Origin of the sequence: Aquimarina sp. Aq78 (assembly GCF_900299525.1) — a bacterium.
Taxonomy (GTDB): Bacteria; Bacteroidota; Bacteroidia; order Flavobacteriales; family Flavobacteriaceae; genus Aquimarina.
The window spans coordinates 274,916-292,305 of sequence record NZ_OMKA01000020.1 but is presented as its reverse complement, the minus strand read 5'-3'; the positions used below and the strand labels follow the sequence as shown (position 1 = coordinate 292,305).

14 protein-coding genes are annotated in these 17,390 nt (G+C 32.1%); 7 read left to right on the top strand and 7 right to left on the bottom strand.

Features of this window, described 5'->3' with window-relative positions:
* Positions 1–942 (bottom strand): type IX secretion system membrane protein PorP/SprF, encoded by a 942-nt coding sequence (locus DG435_RS12905; RefSeq protein ID WP_106795079.1) that lies wholly within the window; start codon positions 940–942, stop codon positions 1–3.
* Positions 943–953: 11 nt separating this feature from the next.
* Positions 954–3,866, bottom strand: a complete 2,913-nt coding sequence (locus DG435_RS12900; RefSeq protein ID WP_108840618.1) for an Ig-like domain-containing protein — start codon at positions 3,864–3,866, stop codon at positions 954–956.
* Positions 3,867–4,658: 792 nt separating this feature from the next.
* On the opposite strand from DG435_RS12900, the gene DG435_RS12895 reads away from it, so the two are divergent.
* The 6 genes from DG435_RS12895 (at position 4,659) to DG435_RS12870 (ending at position 10,494) form a co-directional block, all read left to right on the top strand.
* On the top strand, positions 4,659–5,477 hold the full coding sequence (locus DG435_RS12895) for an enoyl-ACP reductase (RefSeq protein WP_106795082.1): 819 nt from the start codon (positions 4,659–4,661) through the stop codon (positions 5,475–5,477).
* Positions 5,478–5,570: 93 nt separating this feature from the next.
* Positions 5,571–6,575 carry a glycosyltransferase family 2 protein gene (locus DG435_RS12890; protein WP_106795083.1) on the top strand — a complete coding sequence of 335 codons (1,005 nt, stop codon included), beginning with the start codon at positions 5,571–5,573 and terminating at the stop codon, positions 6,573–6,575.
* Between the two features lie 5 nt (positions 6,576–6,580).
* Positions 6,581–7,540, top strand: coding sequence for a YbbR-like domain-containing protein (locus DG435_RS12885; RefSeq protein WP_106795084.1), 960 nt, complete (start codon positions 6,581–6,583; stop codon positions 7,538–7,540).
* A gap of 8 nt (positions 7,541–7,548) precedes the next feature.
* Complete coding sequence (gene coaE, locus DG435_RS12880; protein ID WP_106795085.1) at positions 7,549–8,127, top strand: dephospho-CoA kinase; 579 nt, start codon at positions 7,549–7,551, stop codon at positions 8,125–8,127.
* An 84-nt stretch (positions 8,128–8,211) separates the two neighbouring features.
* On the top strand, positions 8,212–9,777 hold the full coding sequence (locus DG435_RS12875; RefSeq protein ID WP_106795086.1) for a sensor histidine kinase KdpD: 1,566 nt from the start codon (positions 8,212–8,214) through the stop codon (positions 9,775–9,777).
* Positions 9,778–9,780: 3 nt separating this feature from the next.
* Positions 9,781–10,494 carry a response regulator transcription factor gene (locus DG435_RS12870; RefSeq protein WP_024770485.1) on the top strand — a complete coding sequence of 238 codons (714 nt, stop codon included), beginning with the start codon at positions 9,781–9,783 and terminating at the stop codon, positions 10,492–10,494.
* Between the two features lie 51 nt (positions 10,495–10,545).
* On the opposite strand, the gene miaA is transcribed toward DG435_RS12870, so the two are convergent.
* The 5 genes from miaA to DG435_RS12845 form a co-directional block, all read right to left on the bottom strand.
* Positions 10,546–11,451 carry a tRNA (adenosine(37)-N6)-dimethylallyltransferase MiaA gene (gene miaA / locus DG435_RS12865; protein WP_106795087.1) on the bottom strand — a complete coding sequence of 302 codons (906 nt, stop codon included), beginning with the start codon at positions 11,449–11,451 and terminating at the stop codon, positions 10,546–10,548.
* On the bottom strand, positions 11,444–12,283 hold the full coding sequence (locus DG435_RS12860; protein WP_106795088.1) for an ion transporter: 840 nt from the start codon (positions 12,281–12,283) through the stop codon (positions 11,444–11,446). The genes miaA and DG435_RS12860 overlap by 8 nt, the downstream gene beginning before the upstream one ends.
* Positions 12,284–12,316: 33 nt before the next feature.
* On the bottom strand, positions 12,317–14,287 hold the full coding sequence (locus DG435_RS12855) for a DUF3857 domain-containing protein (protein WP_106795089.1): 1,971 nt from the start codon (positions 14,285–14,287) through the stop codon (positions 12,317–12,319).
* Complete coding sequence (locus tag DG435_RS12850; RefSeq protein WP_108840617.1) at positions 14,280–15,653, bottom strand: exonuclease domain-containing protein; 1,374 nt, start codon at positions 15,651–15,653, stop codon at positions 14,280–14,282. The genes DG435_RS12855 and DG435_RS12850 overlap by 8 nt, the downstream gene beginning before the upstream one ends.
* A 111-nt stretch (positions 15,654–15,764) precedes the next feature.
* Positions 15,765–16,427 carry a YggS family pyridoxal phosphate-dependent enzyme gene (locus DG435_RS12845; RefSeq protein ID WP_106791258.1) on the bottom strand — a complete coding sequence of 221 codons (663 nt, stop codon included), beginning with the start codon at positions 16,425–16,427 and terminating at the stop codon, positions 15,765–15,767.
* A 318-nt stretch (positions 16,428–16,745) separates the two neighbouring features.
* Between DG435_RS12845 and DG435_RS25850 the strand changes: the two genes are divergently transcribed.
* Positions 16,746–17,378: a jacalin-like lectin gene (locus DG435_RS25850; protein WP_199852634.1), complete on the top strand. Its 633-nt coding sequence runs from the start codon at positions 16,746–16,748 to the stop codon at positions 17,376–17,378.
* Positions 17,379–17,390 lie beyond the last annotated feature (12 nt).

Here is a 17,390-nt window from a genome sequence, read left to right as displayed (position 1 = left end):
TTAAAAGTACCTGGGAGATCTAACACGCTTTTCATTAAACAATTCATACATCAGTAAAATTTCGTGAGTACCACCTATATATGGTCGTATATCTGAAATAAAATGTTCGTAGGCATAGCCAATTCTAATTTGTTTTGTCACTTGAAAATCAGCTAAGGCTCCTATAGAAGCAGTATGTTCATTGTATCTGTATGAGCCTCCGAGCCAAAATTTTTCATAAAACAGAAGGTTCGCATTTAAATCAACAGAAATTGGTGCGCCATTAGTTGCTTTAAAAAGAGCCGATGGTTTTAATTTTGTGTTTGTAGAGAGGTCAAATACATACCCGCCTGTAAAATAATAACTAACGCGTTCTAGTGCTACATACTCTACCGTAGACGTTTCGGTAGTACGATTATTGTCTGTGTTTAGTATTCTTGGTGATGATAGTCCAAAGTACCATCTGTCTGAATGGAGATATAACCCTACTCCAATATTAGGATTCCATCGATTAGAATAATTTCCGAAGAAAGGATCCCCAGTTACTTCAGGATCATTTAAAAATTCCTGATCTAGATTGTAATTAGTAACCCCGCCTTTAAACCCAAAAGCTAATTTCGAATTATCTGTAATATTAATAGAATACGAGAAATCACCATAAATATATAAGTAGTTTTCAAAACCAGGAGTATCACGTATTACGGATAATCCAACTCCTATTTTTTCGTTTCGTAAGGGAGAATGGGCAGATAGTGTCTGAGTTTGAGGACCTCCTTGTATTCCTGTCCATTGACTCCTGTGTAAACCTACAATACTTAATGTCTCTCTGCTACCTGCGTAGGCTGGGTTTATGGATATGGTATTAAACATATACTGCGTAAACTGCGGTAATTGCTGTGCATATCCGATAAAACCAATGCATAGTATTAATAGTACTGCTATTTTATTTTTTGCGATGCCCATTAATTCTTTTTTTATTTTGTACCAATATATAACGGGGTGCTAAATGGTTTTAAACCACTATTGTTTATAGTTACAATACAATAATATGTACCACTAGGTACTTGATTTGCTGATCCTAAAGATGATTGGTGTGCTGTGCCATTCCAATCATTTTGATAATCACTTGATTTGTATATAATTGCCCCCCAACGATTAATAATTTTAACATCTACAACGTAACCACAATTTTCTACACCATTCACTGCAAAATATTCATTGTACGAATCTCCATTTGGTGTAATTACTTTTGAAATTTTGATAGTATCTTCTCCACAAGAGAATACTGCACACCTATTATGTACTTCTATTGTTGTTTCGAGATATATTGGACAGGCTAAGTTGTTTTCTGTGTAACTAAATGCAATCTCTTCAGAAGCATCTTTGTCTAATAACTCTATGCTTAATGGATCAAAAAAGTGATCATCAATTACAGATGCATTTCCAGAGGTAACTTCCCAGATTCCATTGGTACTATAATCGCCTTCTAATAGGTCGAATAAATCAAAAACTTGTGATTCTATTTCATCAAGAGCACATAAGCTGGTGTCGTTTGCGATTACAGAATTGTTTTCGAATGTTATTTTTGCTTGTAGTGTAGTTGTGTTGTTACAATCATCTGTAATGTTGTATTCTACTACCAGAGCTCCATCTGTTATATTATCAAAGTTGTAATCCGAAGTTACTAATGCGGCTGCGCTCACGTTACAATTATCAGTTGCACAAGTTTCTAGCGTTGCAATATTATTATTATTCCATTGACTAGCAATTTCTTCAATATTAGTTGTAGAACACGCTAAAGTTAAATCAGTAATTGTACAGCTTGTTAGATCTGGAGGTGTAGAATCATACAGTGTAAGAGTTGCTGTAAGAGTGGTTATGTCTCCATTTTTATCTGTAATAGTGTATATAACTTCTATAGTTCCGCCTAAACCACAAGAACTTACCAAATTATTAAAATCATAATTTGAACTTATTTGATCAGTAAAATCTGTATTACAACTGTCAGAAACACAGGATTCTAATTCTGCAATATTATCAGCATTCCAGATGTTAGCTATGGTTTCATTATTTGTTCCATTACATTCGATTGTTTCATCTGCTACATTACAATTAGTTACGTCGGGAGGTGTGGTGGCCGAGATGGTAATGTATACAGTGGCTTGATCACAAGCAACAGTTGGAGAGCCATTGTCACATACTGTATAAATAAAACTATCTGTACCGGTGTACCCAGAATTAGGAATGTAAGTAAAGGAACCATTAATATTAAGGGTAAGGATTCCGTTATCTACATCATCTACCGGAATTATATTTATGGTTTGTGTATCTCCTTCGGGATCAAAATCATTATCCAGCACATTCCCTTGAATATTTTCGCATGCGGTAAAATATGCATCATCATTAGCAAAAGTACTATTGTTCTGGTTTTTTATAACGGTAATTATAACAATAGTAGTATCACATAAAGCAGGATTACCGTTATCACAGATGGTATATTCAAAAGTGTCATCACCGGTAAAATCGGTAGGAGGCGTATAGTTATATGCTCCTGTATTGGGATCTATAGCTACAATAACTCCTTCTGTGGTGGTTACTGTAGTTGTTGTTACTATAATGGGATCACCATCGGGATCAAAATCATTAACTAATACATTACCATTTACTGGAGTGTTTATTTCGGTAATTGCAGTATCTGGATTTGCAATTGGTGCTTCGTTTTTAGGATCTCCAATTGGAAGTACTTCAATGTATACAGTAGCAGTGTCACAAGCAATCGGAGTGCCATTGTCACAAATAGTATATTCGAAAGAGTCTTCTCCTGTAAATCCAGTAGGAGGTGTATAAGTGTAGATTCCCGTATTAGGGGCTATACCAACAATAACCCCTTCTGTAGTAGTTACAGTAGTGGTAGTTACCGTCTGTATATCTCCTTCGAGATCTTCATCGTTGGTTAATACATTACCAGAAACGGGTGTATTAATAAAAGTGTTATTAATGTCTGTTACGGCATCGGTACAATTATATAAAATTGCTGTGCAGACTATAGAAATGCAACCATTAGCATCACGTATCTTTATTGTGTAATTTCCTTGAGCGAGATCTGAAAATGTTTCACTAGTTTGGTAATTAACTCCATTATCGATAGAATATGAATAAGGTGGTACTCCACCAGCTCCTTCGATGTTAATTAGCCCTGAACCTTTACAACTAATATGGGTTAGTTTGGTAATAGAAGCAGATATGGCTTTACTGGGCTCGGTAATTGTGGCTGAACTAGTAGTAGTGCAATTTGTAGCATCGGTAACTGTTACTGAATATGTTCCGGCTATTACATTAGTTAAATCTTCATCAGAAGAACCATTACTCCATGCAAAAATAAATGGAGGAGTACCGTTCTCCACCGTTAGATCAATAGATCCCGTGGCATCGCCGTTACAAGATACATTGGTTATAGTATTTGTAGCTTTAATATCGCAAGTATTAAGGCATTTAATGATGATGCTTTGGGTTACTTGAGTTCCATTAGCATCGGTTACTGTAACACTGTGTGTACGATCAGTAAGAAGACTTGCTGTTGCTGTGGTTTGATTATTAGCAGAAGCACTCCGTTGGTATGTGTAGCCAGGTTTTCCGCCAGATGCGACAGCCTTAGCCTTGCCATCACAACATATTCCGGTGATTGTGGCATCCTGTATTTTAAGTATAGTAAGACTTAATGGATTATATTCAGTTTTAGTTGTAGTAGTGTCCTTTGGGATCAAAGAGGTGTACTTGTGTTCATGAGAGTAATGCCCGTAAACATAAGTTGATGAGAATAGTAGTGCAAAAAGACAAATAAGAGGGGTGAGCCTCTTATGCAAGAGAGTTAACGTAATAATTTTCATATGCCCCGTTTTATTAATGTATTCAAAGAAAAAAGCCCCTAATTTTTTAGTGTTTTAAAATTTAAAATTTAAAAAATAAAAACATAAGACATTGACAATAAATGGTTTGGTATTTTTTTTTCATAACGTAATATTCTTAATAATGATTAATTTTGTTATATAAAGAATTATTCCAATACATAAATTGAACATTTTATATCACTAAGAATTAATTATCTGCTGATATTAATAAAAACATTGTTTTTATTAATAATAGGCACATCATCTTTGTTTAATTAAACATTCTATTATAGAAATAATTCTATAATTATTTCAAATACTCTAAGGGGGGAATGAAATCGTATATTTTTCTAAGGGGGGGAAATAATATACATTATGGGGAGGTTTATTTTGTACATAATCTTACATACCAAATTAATGATATTTTGAAAACAATACTCAATAAAATTATATATCAAATATAAGGTATATGTTGATAAAAATCAACTAATAATAGATTAATTTTTAATTTTTGTCAGATTTTAAAAGTCGATTTTTTAGACTTCCAATTTTATTCATAAGCTATCACAATCATAGGTTACTGTTTCATGAAGAGGTAGAAGCATTATAACTTTAAATAAAAAGTATATCAAATTATCATGTAGTGTTATGAAGCTTGATTAACATTATATAGTCGTGCATCGTTTAAATATTTTTTTCAGATACTTAACTAAATTCTATTTCGATTAGTTGTGGTTTGGGGCGTTTTATTATCTTTACCACTCGTATAATCATACTTTAATTTATAATTAAATGTCATACAATTTATTAAAAGGTAAAAGAGGAATTATTTTTGGGGCACTTGACGAAAATTCAATCGCATGGAAAACCGCTGAGCGTGTTTATGAAGAAGGAGGAAGTTTTGTTCTAACCAATGCTCCTGTCGCAATGCGAATGGGTGCTATAAATACTCTTGCAGAAAAAACTAATACTCAAGTTATACCTGCAGATGCTACTTCATTAGAGGATTTAGAAAATCTTGTGGATAAGGCAACAGAAATTTTGGGAGGTAAACTTGATTTTGTTTTACATTCTATAGGGATGTCGATAAATGTGCGTAAAGGACGTCATTATACAGATCAGAACTATGACTGGACACAAAAGGGATTAGACGTATCTGCACTTTCTTTTCATAAAACAATGCAAACCCTATATAAGAAAAAGGCAATGAATGATTGGGGAAGCATAGTTGGTTTGACATATATGGCAGCACAGCGAGTGTTTCCTGACTATAATGACATGGCAGATAACAAAGCGTATTTAGAGTCTATCGCTCGTAGTTTTGGATATTTCTTTGGTAGAGATAGTAAAGTACGAGTAAATACAATTTCTCAGTCTCCAACCCCAACAACAGCAGGAAAAGGAGTGAAAGGATTTGATGGATTTATTGAATATGCAGATAAAATGTCACCTCTAGGTAATGCTACAGCAGCAGAGTGTGCCGATTATACAATTACACTATTCTCTGATCTGACCAAAAAAGTAACACTTCAGAATTTATATCACGACGGAGGCTTTTCTAATATGGGAGTAAGTCAGTTGGTGATGGATAAATTTGTAGGAGAAGAATAAAGATTTTTTTTAAAAAAACTACTATAAATTAGTGCAAAATCCCATTCTTAATTGGTAATGGGATTTTTTATTTATACCACTTACCTTTGTAATATGGAAATACATTTCTCTTTTATTGTGCCAGTATATAACAGGCCAAATGAGATTAAAGAGCTGCTGGATAGCATGGTGGCTATGGATTATACCAAGCCATATGAGATTGTAATTGTAGAAGATGGATCGTCTGACACCTCTAAGGAGGTTATAGAAGCTTTTACAGATAGATTATCTATAAGTTATTACCAGAAATCGAATACAGGTCCGGGAGATTCACGTAACTATGGTATGCGTAAGGCAAGAGGTAATTACTTCGTTATTCTTGATAGTGATGTGTTATTGCCCAAAGAGTATTTGTCTAAAGCTGAAAGTTTTTTATCTGATACTTTTGTACATTGCTACGGAGGCCCTGATGATGCTCATCAAAGCTTTTCTAATCTTCAGAAAGCGATAAGCTATAGTATGACATCATATTTAACTACTGGCGGTATCAGAGGGCGTAAAAATACATTAGGCAAATTTCAACCCCGTAGTTTTAATATGGGATTGTCAAAAGAAGCTTTTGAGGCTTCGGGTGGTTTCGGAAATATACATCCCGGAGAAGATCCGGATCTTACTATAAGATTATGGAAATTAGGATATGACACTACATTAATTCCTGACGCTAAGGTGTTTCATAAAAGAAGAATTTCCTGGGAAAAATTTTATATCCAGGTTAATAAATTTGGATTAGTACGTCCTATTTTAAATCGATGGCACCCAGATACTGCCAAACTTACGTATTGGTTTCCTACTTTATTCTTAATATATATTGTGTTCTCTGTTGTAACCGCACTTTTGGGATGGTGGTATTTTATTGCTATTTTAGGAATATATTTAGGGATTATTTTTCTAGGTGCTACTCTAGAATATAAGAATGTATCTATAGGTATACAGTCTATTTTGGCAGTTTTGATACAATTTTATGGATACGGAAAGGGATTCCTAAAATCTTATTATTATATTCATCTATTGAAAAAAGTACCCGAAAAGCAATTTAAGAAATTGTTTTTTTCAAAGTAATTTGTATGTCAGATAGAAAAAAGAATAGATTTTCTTTAAAAAGGAGTAATGTAAAAACCTTTTTGTTTTTTCTAATATTCACTTCAATCTTGTGGCTATTTATACAATTCTCTAAAAATTATACCCAAGAAGTAGAGGTAGCAATACAATATACCAATATACCACAAGACAAAATCTTTAACGATCAGAGTGATCAAACATTAAGAATGGTCCTTAACGGAAATGGTTTTAGATTGATGAATCATAATTGGAGCAGGCCAACATTACAATTTAATGTAGAAGATGCAGTTATTAATAGCGAAGATCAATATTATTTTCGTGTTGATAAAGAATCTTCGGTATTAAAAAATAAATTAGACTTTAAAGGAAGAGTTTTATCCGTGCAAAAAGATACATTACGATTAAAACTGGATCAAAATCTAGAAAAAAAAATCCCTGTTAAAATAGCAGAGAAGATTCAGTATGCTATTGGATATGGTAGTGATAAGGGATTAGTAGTCTCTCCCGATTCTATAACAATTAGTGGTCCTTCACAAGTTATAGATACTATACAATATATAACAACAGAAAATCTAAATTTAGAAGGGCTAAATGTTAACTACACTTCAAAATTAGATATAAGTACTGAAGAATTACCATCTACCATTAAAGTTGCTCCAGCACAAGTAGAAGCTAACGTTTTGGTGAGTAAATTCACAGAGGGAGATCAAAAAATACCTATAACATTAAATAATATACCTGAAGGTGCAGAAATTAAAATTTTTCCTAAAGAAATTTCTGTCGTATACAGAGTTGGATTAGATAAGTATAATGAAATAAGTCCAAGAGATTTTATGGTAGTAGCCGATTATGCTAAAGCATCCGAAGAAAGTTTGTTTTTAACTTTAGAACTAGTAAACAAACCAGATTATATCCATGATGTGCGTTTGCAGATGAAACAAGTTCAGTTTGTAGTTTTGAAATAAGTTGAAGTATGAAGGTAGTAGGTCTAACAGGTGGGATAGGTAGCGGAAAATCTACAGTAGCTAAAATGTTTGAACAACTAGGAGTTGCAGTTTATATTGCTGATGTCGAAGCTAAAAAACTTATGAATGAAGATGAATCAGTAAAAAAACAAATTATCGCGTTATTAGGAAATGATTCCTATGTAAACAGAGAATTAAACAGACCTTATATTGCAAATGTGGTTTTTAATGACTCCTCAAAACTACTTCAGTTAAATGCAATTGTTCACCCTGCTGTGGCAAGCCATTTTGATTGTTGGAAAAGTAATCAAAAAGGAAACTACGTAGTAAAAGAAGCAGCTATACTTTTTGAGAATGAAGGCTACAAACAGTGTGATTATACAATTCTTGTATCAGCACCAATAGAAACAAGAATTCAACGAGTCCTAAAAAGAGACAAAACGACCAAAGAAGATATACTTTCTAGGATGAATAACCAGTGGGAAGACACTCGAAAAATCCCATTAGCCGATTTTGTAATATATAATAAAAACATAAAAGATACTGAAAATCAAGTACATAAGGTTCATGAAGAAATATCTCTATAAAACGTTTGTAATCCGAATCTTTCATTTTGTTAACATTTGGTTAAACCCTAAAGTAGCTAAATGTTAAAGTCTTACTTTTGATTTATGAATAAAAGGTTATTCGTGTTGCTGATAATCCTGATGAGTTTATCGTTAATTGGGATTATTTTTGTTCAGGGATATTGGATTAACAACACTGTAGAGAATAATGAGGAACAGTTTTCCTTTAATGCGAAACAAATACTGATATCTGTATCTAATAGAATTCAATACAGAGAGTTTGAAGAAATGTTTTTTCCATTACAAGAGATTCTGGATAGCATAGAAGAACCTGATAACAAAACTATACGTCAGCTTTTGAATATTAGTATTGATAATACGACAAAGTCGTTTACCCATACAGATGGTATTTTAGAAGAAGATTATAAGTTGTTTTCGTCTTTTATAAATTTAAATATTGATACGGTTCGATTAAAGAATATTCTAAATCGTAATGCCGATTCTGCTATACAAGATGAAAAAAGTGATTTTGTAAAGCAAAATTCTAAATCCAAACTAGAGAGAATACGGGGGTTAACAGATCTCCAGAGAATGGATTATGAAATAGTAATAGGAGAAATTGCCAGTTTTATACCAATACATAGAAGAGTTCAAAAAAGAGAAATAGATTATCTGTTGAGGAAAGAACTGGAAGAGAGAGATATAAAAGTAGACTTTGAATATGCTATATACAGTAATGCTTTAGCTACCAAAGTACGTTCAGATGATTTTAGTTTGGATTATCCAACAACATATGCAATACCACTTTTTGTAAATGATGAAGGAGTAAGTGAGTATCAGTTATATGTTAATTTTACTGGAAAAAAACAATATGTACTTTCTTCCATCAAAGGAATGGCCATATTGTCTATAATATTTACGTTAATTATTGTAGTTGCATATTCCAGTGCTTTATCACAATTGATGCAGCAACGACAGATATCACAAATTAAAACAGATTTTATTAATAATATGACGCATGAGCTTAAGACTCCAATTGCCACTATTAATTTGGCATTAGATTCTATAAAGAACCCAAAAATAGGAGGGGATCCAGAGAAAGTGCAGCGTTATATGAGTATGATACGTGAAGAGAATAAAAGAATGCATGCCCAGGTAGAAAATGTATTAAGAATATCTCAGTTAGAGAAAAATGAACTTAATATTAAAAAAGAAAGGCAAGAATTGCATGATATTATTGAAGATGCGATTACCCATGTATCTCTGATTGTAGAAAATAGAGAAGGGTATGTGAAAATGCATTTAGGCGCACTTAAAACAACAGTATTAGCCAATGATAGTCATTTGACTAATGTAATTGTGAATATTTTGGATAATGCCATAAAATATTCAGAAGATGAACCTAAAATAGACGTATATACAGAAAATGTAAAAAATAGTATTGTTCTTAAAGTTCGTGATCAAGGAATTGGAATGAGTAAAGTAGCACAGAAAAAGATTTTTGAAAAGTTCTTTAGAGAACATACCGGAGATCTTCATAATGTAAAAGGACACGGATTGGGACTAACATACGTAAAGAGAATTATAGATGATCATCATGGTCAGATATGGGTGGAGAGTGAAAGGGGAAAAGGCTCCACGTTTATAATTAAATTACCGTTAATATCTTAAAATATGGAAACAGAAAACAAAAAGATTTTGCTTGTAGAAGATGATCCAAACTTCGGAACAGTATTAAAGGATTATCTAGTAATGAATGATTATGATGTTGTGCATGCTAAAAATGGTATGGAAGGCTTCGAAAAATTCAAAAAGGATGATTATGATATGTGTATTCTTGATGTCATGATGCCTTATAAAGATGGATTTACATTAGCAAAAGAGATTAGAGAAAAAAATGAAGAAATACCTATCATCTTTTTAACTGCAAAAGCAATGAAAGAAGATGTGTTAAAAGGGTACAAAGTAGGAGCAGATGATTATCTTAATAAGCCTTTTGATAGTGAGGTATTGTTGATGAAAATACAAGCTATTATGCAGCGTAAAAGTACAGAGTCTGTTGCAGATAGTAAACAGTTCGAGTTTAACGTTGGAGGCTTTCACCTTAATTCGAAACTTCGCTTTTTAACATATAAGGAAGAAGATCCAATTAAACTTTCTCCAAAAGAGAATGAATTACTTCGTTTGCTAGCATTACATCTTAATGATTTAATGCCTAGAGAATTAGCGTTAACAAAAATATGGAGAGATGATAATTATTTTACCTCTCGTAGTATGGATGTATACATAGCTAAACTTAGAAAATATTTAAAGAAAGACGAAAACGTCGAAATTCTTAATATTCATGGAGAAGGGTTTAGACTAGTTGTAAGAAACGAAGAATCGTAGGAATAGTAACGGTAACTAACTTTTAAGAGTTCACTATGTGTAATTTATTTATCATAGTGAACTTTTTTTTATATATGTTATAACAGAGTTGATATCTTCTTTATAGTCATACCAACTAATTTCTAAATCCTTCTTAAACCATGTAAGTTGCCTTTTTGCAAAACGCCTGGTGTTTTTTTTGATTTCAGAAAGTGCAAAATCTAAATCCCATTCTTTATCCAGGTATTTAAATATTTCTTTATATCCTACAGTGTTTAATGCATTTAATGACTTATAAGGGTATAAGCTTTTTACTTCATCTATTAGGCCTGCTTCAGCCATTAGTTCTACACGTTGATTTATTCTGTCATAAATAGTTTGCCTTTCTGCAGTAATTCCAATTTTAATCGTATTAAAAGGTCGTTTCTTTCGTGGTTTAGTAAGAAATGATGAATAAGGTGCCCCACTACCAATACATACTTCTAGAGCTCTCATAACTCTATGGGTATTGTTTAAATCTACCTTTTCATAATACAATGGATCTAAAATTTTTAATTGTTGCTGTAAATTTTCAATTCCTTTGTTGTTATATTCTTCTTGAAGTTCTTGTCTAATCTTGATGTCTATTTCAGGAAAAAGATCCAATCCCCTGGTTACTGCATCGATATATAGTCCAGAACCTCCAACAAGAATAGCGTAGTCGTTATTTTTAAATAATTCACGAAGTTTATCTAAGGCATCTTTTTCATAATCACCTACACTGTATTCATTTTTGATACTTATGTGTTGAATAAAATGATGCTTAGCTTGTTCTAATTCGTCAAGCGAAGGGGCTGCAGTACCAATGCTCATTTCTTTGTAAAACTGTCTGCTGTCTGCAGAAACAATTTCACAATTAAAATGTTTTGCAAGCTCAATGCTTAAACTGGTCTTACCTATAGCAGTTGGTCCGACAACCACAATTAGATTTTTATTCATTGTCTTTGTGTAAATCTTCTCCGCATTTATGGCAGAATTTAGCGTTATCGCGATGCTCATTCTCACTACAATGACTGCAGGATTGAGTGTTTAGATGAACCTTACTGGTTTGGTGATGTGTATATTCGGCACTTACAATACCTGTAGGAACAGCGATAATACCATAACCCATAATCATAATAATGGCTGCAATAAATTGCCCTAATGGAGTAACTGGAGCAATATCACCATAACCAACCGTTGTTAGAGTGACAATACACCAATATACGCTTATTGGGATACTTTTAAAACCACTTTCCTCTCCCTCTATAATGTACATTACCGTACCCATAATTATACATAACACTAATACAGCAAACAGAAATACCAGTATTTTGGCTCTGCTATCTTTTATAGCTTGTGCTAATCTGTTTGATTCACCAATATATCTAGAGATTTTTAAAATTCTAAAAACCCGAAGTAACCTTAATGCTCTAACAGCTAGTAGTGCGCTGGTGCCTGTGATAAAAAATGATAGGTATAATGGTAAAGTAGATAAAAGATCAATGATCCCATAAAAACTAAAAATATACGAAGCTGATTTTTTTATAGAAACAATGCGGGCGATATATTCAAAAGTAAAAAATATCGTGATGACCCATTCTGCATAATATAATAATGTATATGTTTCAACAGATAAGCCTTTTACGCTTTCAAGCATCACAAAGATGATACTCAATACGATTAGGATAAGTAGAATTACATCAAATAACTTTCCTATTGGAGTATCGGCTTCATAAATGATATCATGTAATTGACTTTTCCAGTTCTTATGAGATGAGTTATTGTTCAAACTTCTTGATTTTGAATAAAAATACTAAAAAAACTAATGTACTCTCCCGACAGCTATAAGAGAGTCGTTTTCTATACTTATTATATGATTGAAAAACTCTTTTAACGTCGCGTAATATTCTGTTGGGTAATAAGAGGAATTAAATGTAATTCTATGATTAATAATGAGCTTGTTACCATTCTTCTGAAAATTAATCGCTACTTGCGCTAATTCATTAGGGAGTGTATATGCCAAATTTTTAGGGATATCAATGAAATCATAATTTTTTGGAATTTCAATTGAGACGAGATAGCTATAAGAATCTTTATAACCAAAATCTACAGGATATGTTCTTTGATTAAGCTTAAATGGATTTTTTTCAAAAAATGCTTTAGTAAAAGGTTTAATATAAAAAATATCATCTATCTCTGAAACATTTCTTGTAAAATTAAATTCTACCTCAATAGCTTTTTCAAAGCTATTTTGATTATTGATGTGTGCATCAGAAATTGTGATTTCTTGATTTTGATTTTTAATATTGTTTAGAAACTTCTCATTACTAGAATAATTTAGTTCTTTTCTTTTAAAGTAAGCATGATACCCAGAATAAACATGCTTTGCTTTACCGCTTAATTCTAGCTCTTCATTTAGTATTAAATCTTCCTTAAAAAAGTGAATAGAATGTTTCTTTGGTTCTATATTAATCCAGGAGCTACCATTTTTAAAATCTAGTAATCTACCATATTGGTTTAAACAACGAAAAGGAACTTCACCAAATGTTAGTGCTTTTTCGGTAGCATCCAATAGATATGTTTTTCCGTCTAAGGATAATTGTACAATAAGATAATTAAAATCAGAAATTACTGGATGAATTTTTGTTGCATAGCCATTATCTCTAGTGGATAACAATACAGGGTGCACCATAAATTGTTGCTGCTTTAATACATTATGAAGAAGTATATTAATATCAGAAACATTACCTACCTTGTCTTTAATTACTTTATTAATATTACCGTCATTAAAAATTCTTTTTTTCTTGTTCCACTTATAATTATTCGAAATATAGCGGTAGATTATTTTTGCTGTAGCTATATCTTTAGGCAGCGACTGTATAGAATCGGGAAGAAGATTTTTGGTAGCGGATAATTTTTTGAGTTGCACTCCAATTGTAGCTTCTTTTTTTAATTTATTATCAACATTTTTCCAAGTTTCGGTATATTTTTTATTGACTCCATCAAATCCTTTAAACTCTTTCAATTCATACTCAATACGAGAAAAATAATTACTCTTTGCGGTCATATATTTTTCTTCTTTGAAAGCAGGAATGTCTTTCATGATATATATGTTATGAGAACAATCTGCAGATCCTAAACCTGGCGCTTGAAGACATCTTTTTTTGATAGTAGACTCTTTGGTACTTAATTTTAGAGTTCCCACGAGTTTTATGTTGTAAATATAGTTGCCTGGTAGATCAGCTATAAACTCACTATGCATTTTTGGTATATCGTCTTGAAATTCCCATCCATTAAACTTGTACATAAAAGGGGATTCTATTTGATATTTATAAGTAAGTACAGATCCTGGTTTTATGTTAGAAAATGTAAACTTTACAGAAGTGAAGTTTTGATCATGTTCTTCATAATAAATTTGATTTTTTTCTACTTTAGTCTTAATAACTTTACCTTGTTCCAGGTTATAAGTATAAGCAACAAGACTATTGAAAGATTCTTTGTGCTTTTTATTTCTGTATAAAAGAACTTTTACTGTAGCGTGATCATACCCTTGTTCGTTTAATATTTTAATCTTTGCTTCATGATCTGTTAACAAATTATAACCTCCTCCATTTTCAACTCTGCTAAAACCTTTTTCATAGATAAAAAAAGCATTAGCTGTACTATCTTTTTTATATGTTTTACTTTGTATATCAATCATGCTTACAACCATATTTTTAGTATTGTAAGCTTCTTGAGCACTTATTAGAAAAGAGAAGGTAGTTAAGAATATAAAGAATAGGAATCTATACATTTTTTTGTAGTTTAATAATCTTCAGTCTTTTATGTGTACGTACATAACTTTGGATAATGTGTTGGGCATCTCTATTATGAGTCATTGGAGTAATAATAGAGCGTAAAATCTCTATATTGTTGATCTGATGGTTTAGATTGAAATATCCTATACCTTTAAATTTTCCTTCTTCAACCAATATTACACTTTGTTCGTCAATATCTCTTCCTCGATCGACAATAATCATATCCTGACTTTGAAAAGAAGTATTAAAAATAAGTTTTTGTGCCCTAATATTATATTCTTCTGCAGATTCATTATAAATACAAGCGCCATTACACTGCTTTATAGTGTAGTTAAAACAGTTATTTTTTCCATTATCCAAACCCATTAATTTTTGGCATAAACTATACTCTTCTGTCCACCGATGCATATAGGTCTTGGCTTGTTGTCTGTTAGAAAAAGTAGTGATGCTTATTTTGCGATGATCTGCTTTTTGAACTTTGAAATTTATATACCCGTTATCATCTGTGAATTGGTATAAAGCCTGATCAAATTTCGTTTTACGCAGCGCTCTATTGTATTTGGGTTTGTTGCGTTTTATCTCTTCACTTTCTTTTAGCAATGCTAAAAGCTCACTTCCTGTATTCTCATGCGTAACACTAACAACTTCTTCCTGTATTTTTTTAGATTTCCTATTATCGTTTGTGAAATGTTGATTGAGGCGTTTTTTTATATTTTTACTTTTACCTATATATATAATAGTCCCATCTTCGCGATGCATGTAATATACTCCTGTTGCCGAAGGGGCAGCTTCAATCAATCTAAGAAGTTTGTCATCAACTTGTCGCTTAGTTTCTGTTCGAACGGTTTCTGTGATTATTTTTTTCTCTATATCTTTTGTGAGTAGGAGTTTAAATAGTTTTACTGTAGCAAGAGCATCGCCATTGGCTCGGTGTCTATCAGAAAGAGGGATTCCAAGTCCGCGAACAAGCTTACCTAAACTATATGATTGTTGATCCGGGATTAATTTTTTAGAAAGCTCTACAGTACATAAAGACTGTCGTTTGAATTCGAATCCTAATCTCGAGAATTCGGTTCTTAAAATTCGGTAATCAAAACTAGAGTTATGTGCAACGATAATACAGTCGGTAGTAATTTCAACAATTCTTTTAGCTACTTCATAAAACTTCGGAGCATTGCGAAGCATTTGATTATTTATCCCAGTAAGATTAGCTACAAATGGTTGTATAGGACGTTCAGGATTAACAAGGCTTATGAATTGATCCACAACATCATGTCCGTCAAATTTATAAATAGCAATTTCAGTAATTCCTTCTTCATTATATTTTCCTCCAGTTGTTTCAATATCTAAAATTGCATACATATAATTCGGTAATCTTTATTTTTTCGAGATTAGTTTAATAAGGGGCATTATTGTTTTTTTATTTTATTTATCAATTCGGTAAATCAAGTGTTAATGATAAAAGATCATTTACTATTGGTAATTTCTAGCTCCAAAAATAGAACTTCCTATCCTAACCATAGTACTCCCACAGTTAATAGCCATTTTGTAATCTCCACTCATACCAATCGATAGGGTTTTTAATTGTGGATATTTTGTTTTCATTTCTTCAGAAAAAGATGCAATCGTTTTAAATTCATCATGTATTTGTTGCTCATCATTTGTAAAAGTTGCCATGCCCATAAGTCCTTGAATATTAACATTGGTCAAGTTCTTAACTTCCTCGGTATTTAATAAGGTGATAGCATCCTGTTCTGATAAACCAAATTTACTTTCTTCTTTAGCAATTTTGATCTGCAATAGGCAGTTAATAGTTCTATTATGTTTTTTTCCTTGTTTGTCGATCTCTTTAAGTAACTTATAGCTATCTACTGCATGAATGAGATCTACAAAGGCAGCCATGTATTTAACTTTATTAGTTTGTACATGTCCAATCATATGCCAACTGATATCTTTTGGCATAGTTTCCCACTTTTCGGTCATTTCCTGGATCTTATTTTCACCAAAAATTCTTTGACCAGCTTCATAGGCATTCATTAGATCAGAAATGGGTTTGGTTTTGGATACTGCTACCAGAGTAACTCCTTCAGGAATTGATGTTTTTATCTCACGAAGGTTTTGTTCGATATCATTCATAGTTTGCAAAGATATCTAAAATCATTTTTTATTGTTATCGATTATTGGTTATTTATTTACAAATCAAAAGCTAACCTCTATCTTTTTTATGCTAAATAATTAGTCACTGGTTTCTTGGATAAAAGGTAAATATTTAGATGTGTATTTCTAATTTTTACAGGTGTCAAAAGTATCCGTAGTTTAAATCGTACAAGTCCCATATATATGTTAATTAATATTATGATTTTTGACAATGACCGTATCTTAATGTGCTTTTAATAACGAAATTAATAGCAATAATTAATTATTTTTTATTAACCAATTTAAATTTAAATTTTTATGAAAAAATTGATTTTTTTAACGGTATTAACACTGTTCAGTTTTATGATCTCATGTCAGAAAGATGAGATAAAAGAAGGTGTAGAAAATACCCAAGAAGTACCTAGTTATGATGATACCAACTCACAATTGGTAGAATGGAATAGTTTTCCTGAAGAACTTAAAAATGCTATTCCTATCGAAAATGCTACAGAAAATAGTAGTAAGGCTTACTCGTATCCTGTCGGTCCTTTCGGAGGAGGAGGAGGAGGAGCTTTTAGCGTAAACCCTCCTAGTGGTACAAGAATTCATGCAATTGCCATGAGAACAGGTTCTAGGGTAGATAAGTTAGTTGTGTATTACATTTCTCCATCAGGTACTATTTACACGGGTATGAGCAGAGGAGGAAATGGAGGTTCTTTTTATTTGCACTTTTTTGATAATACTGAATATATTAGAAGAATTGCAGGAAGAAGTGGAAGTCGTTTGGATAGGTTAACCATCTATACAAATAAGAAAACATTTACCCATGGTGGTAATGGAGGTAGTTACTTTAATGCTGCAATTCCACCTAGTGGATTTCAAATATTAGGTTTCTTTGGTCGTTCGGGATCAGAAATTGATAGAATTGGGTTTTATGTACATACCCTATAAAGTATAGATGTT